This is a genomic window from Williamsia sp. (genome assembly GCF_036566845.1).
Classification (GTDB): Bacteria; Actinomycetota; Actinomycetes; order Mycobacteriales; family Mycobacteriaceae; genus Williamsia.
On the sequence record NZ_DATCVM010000253.1, the window covers coordinates 1 to 3,179 of the forward strand.

Annotated in this window: 3 protein-coding genes; all 3 read left to right on the forward strand. The window is 63.8% G+C overall.

Translation table 11 applies throughout. The annotated features are described in order from the left end of the window. Window positions 1–1,414, forward strand: a 1,414-nt coding sequence (locus tag VIQ49_RS24335) for a DUF5979 domain-containing protein (RefSeq protein WP_331889162.1), incomplete at its 5' end; no start/stop codon positions are given. Window positions 1,415–1,541: 127 nt separating this feature from the next. After that, entirely contained in the window at window positions 1,542–1,685 is a 144-nt protein-coding gene (locus tag VIQ49_RS24340; protein ID WP_283263203.1) for a hypothetical protein, read from the forward strand. A gap of 66 nt (window positions 1,686–1,751) precedes the next feature. Next, window positions 1,752–2,558, forward strand: coding sequence for a class E sortase (locus tag VIQ49_RS24345; RefSeq protein WP_331889163.1), 807 nt, complete (start codon window positions 1,752–1,754; stop codon window positions 2,556–2,558). Window positions 2,559–3,179: the final 621 nt, after the last annotated feature.

A 3,179-nucleotide genomic window follows, 5' to 3' on the forward strand; every position in this document is an offset into this window, starting at 1 on the left:
AGTCGAGGCGCGTTGGCGCGACGGTGTGGATTACCGCACCGAGGTGCTGAGCGTCAAGCAGGGACAGACCACGCCGCTCGGCGTCGACCTCCCCGTCGGCACCGAGGTGACCTTCACCGAAACCGGTCGCCCCGATGTCGCCGGCGTCGAGTGGGGCACGATCTCCTGGGGCACCAGCCCGGCCGGGGAATCGTGGCTCATTACAGGTGCCGACGGCACCTCGACGGGCATCGTCTCGGACGACCCGACCGACGGTCGTCTGATCACACTGTCGAACGAGGCGTTGTGGAAGTTCGGCTCGGTCGGGTTCACGAAGTTCATCCTCGACGGCGACGACCGCATACCCGCCACCGAGGCTGACCTGCCCGACGGCGCGGAATTCGAGGTCCGGATCGACGGAATCGATCCGGCGCTCCCCGCCGGAACCGATTTCCCGGCAGTGGGCGAGACCATCACTCTCAATGCTGGAAACGACTTCAGCTGGACGTCGGACGAGGTTGTGCCGCGGAACACCGTGATCACCTTCTCCGAGGTCGACCCCAACCCACTGCCCGGCATCGACTGGGCGCGGCCGTACTACTACGTAGCTGCGGACGGCGGTGACGCCGGCTACCGGAACACCGTCCAGGTCGTGGCGGGCGAGGAGGCTGTGGTGGAGATCCACAACCGCCCGATCCCGACCACGGACGTGGATATCGACAAGATCGTGACCGGACCCAAGGGCAACCAGGTCACCAAGGACGGCTCCACGACCTTCCAGGTCACGGCCACCTGGACCGATGTCGATGATGCGGCGCGTTCCTGCGTCCTCGACGTCAAGCCGGGCGCTTCGGTCACCCCGACCGCCCAGTGCGATGCCCCCGTCATCGACGGGCGGGTCCAGTTCCCGCTGGGCACCGAGATCACCTTCGTCGAAACCGGCGCCCACACCGACGTGAGCAACGTCAACTGGGAAGACGTCAAGTGGAGTGTCAAGGACGGCAGCGCGGACATCGCCAAGATCGACGGCGAACCGACCTGGGTTACCGTCATCCTCACCGGTGACGCGAACAAGCCGGTGGTGTTGGGACTCGAGAACGTCACCAGCAGCAAGGGCCTGATCATCATCCCGCTCCCGATTCCGTTGCCGCCGTTCGGCGGAGGATCGTTGATCCCGACGTTCCCAGGATCTGAGGTTCCGGGCACTGAGGTACCGACTTCCCCCGGTCCCAGTCAGCCGGGCGGCGCCGGCCACAACGGTGCTCCGGGCACACCGGCTCCGGGCAACCCTGCTCAGGCCAAGCCGGACCAGTCCTCGTCCCTGCCGGTGACCGGTGCGAACGTCATCTGGCTCGCCGGTGGCGCGCTGGCACTGATCGCCGGTGGCGCATGGCTCACCCTGCGTAACCGCAAGCGGACACCCGGCCAGGAGTAACTCCTCACCGGAATACCGAAACAGGGCGGGTTCGACCTACACCTGGTCGCGCCCGCCCTGTTTCACCGTCACGACGTATCCATCTCACGGCCGCCCTCGCGGCCGCCCCTGTCGAAGGAGAAACACCATGTCATTCCTCCCGTTCCCGATCATCATCGAAGGCATCGAGACCACTGGCTCTGCCGCAATCGACGGCCTCGGTCGCCTGTCCGTGCTCCTTTACGATCTTCTCGGCGGCACCGGAAGCGCCACGATCAACGCGGGAAGCTAGTTCGATACGGCGCCAGTTCGACACGTCAGCTAGTTCGATAGATTTGCGAAGAGGAGACCCCGGTCCGTGAGCCATACCCAGGTTCCAGAGCGTCGGCGGCCGGGCGCAGGCCAGGTCATCGGTGAGCTGCTCCTCACGGCCGGGGTCCTCATCCTGCTCTTCGTCATCTACGAGGCATTCTGGACCAATATCGTCTCGGGGCGCCTGCAGGACGAGGTCAACAACAGCCTGGAGAAATCCTGGGGCGAAACCCCCATGGCGGCCGGTGACGAGTCGGCGCCCCCACTGATCCCAGCGCTCGGTGAAGGGTTCGCGCGCGTGCACTTTCCCACCCTCGGCGCGGCGTACGCCGTCGTCGAAGGCACAAGCAGCGAAGACCTACGGGCCGGACCCGGCCACTACCCCGACACACAGATGCCCGGCGAAGCGGGAAACTTCGCGCTCGCCGGGCATCGCAACGGTTCCGGCGCAGTGTTCGAGCACCTAGGTGAATTGGGTGCATGCGATGCTGTCGTCGTAGAAACCCAGTCCCAATGGTTCACCTACCGGCTGCTGCCACTCGACCAGGCCCCACCCGAACGGCGTGCGGCGGCGGAAGCCTGCCTGAGCCCCGAGCAGGCCGATCGCGTCTCCGGCGGCGACTACGCCCACGTCCTGGGACGACACATCACAGTGCCCGGCGACATCGACGTCGTCAATCCACTGCCCGGCGCCCCGTGGATCGAGCCTGACCCCGGACTGGAAAGCATGCTGACGCTCACCACGTGCCATCCACTGTTCTCGAACACCGAACGCATGATCGTCCATGCTGTTCTCGTCGAAACCATTCCGAAGTCCTCGGGCAACTCTCCCGCGGCATTGCAGGAGCAATAAATGTACGGCTACCTCTGGGACGCGCTCCCCGGCCCCCGACCAGTGAAAGCCCTGCTGGTGGTTATTCTCCTTGTCGCGCTCGTGCTACTGCTCATGGAAGTCGTATTTCCCTGGGTATCCGAGCACATACCCTACTCCGACGTCACCGTATAAACCCGGCACGGACCATAGCCATGGCAGACCGTCAGAAACCGCTGTTACCCGCTCTACGCGACAAGCGGAGCCTCGTGTTGTCGCATAGCTGAACCTCTATCTGACATCGGATCAGACGCACCGGAACCATCTGCAGCAGATCGCTATGATCCGGGGCGCCTGATTTATACAAGTACCCGAAGGAACTGATACAGGTCGATGTGTTGCCACGCAATGCGAGCGGCAAGGTAATCAAACACGCTTTGCGAGACGTGCTCTGAAAGAACCGTAGCCGCAGCGCACTTGAGACAGCGTGGAGTGTGGTGAACAAAGGCACAGACAATACCTAATGCGGAAAACACTATGTGACCCGTCAGTCACATAGTGTTCGATGAGATCCTAGGTTCTCGGACCGCATTCCCGAATAGGGACTGCGTGGGTAACTCCCCACCGGCGGCGGGCCGCAGTTGATAGTCACCTCTGACTGCC

Bases quoted from the DNA above. Each gene is read 5' to 3' on its own strand.
- VIQ49_RS24340 (WP_283263203.1), top strand. From the start codon at position 1,542: ATGTCATTCCTCCCGTTCCCGATCATCATCGAAGGCATCGAGACCACT.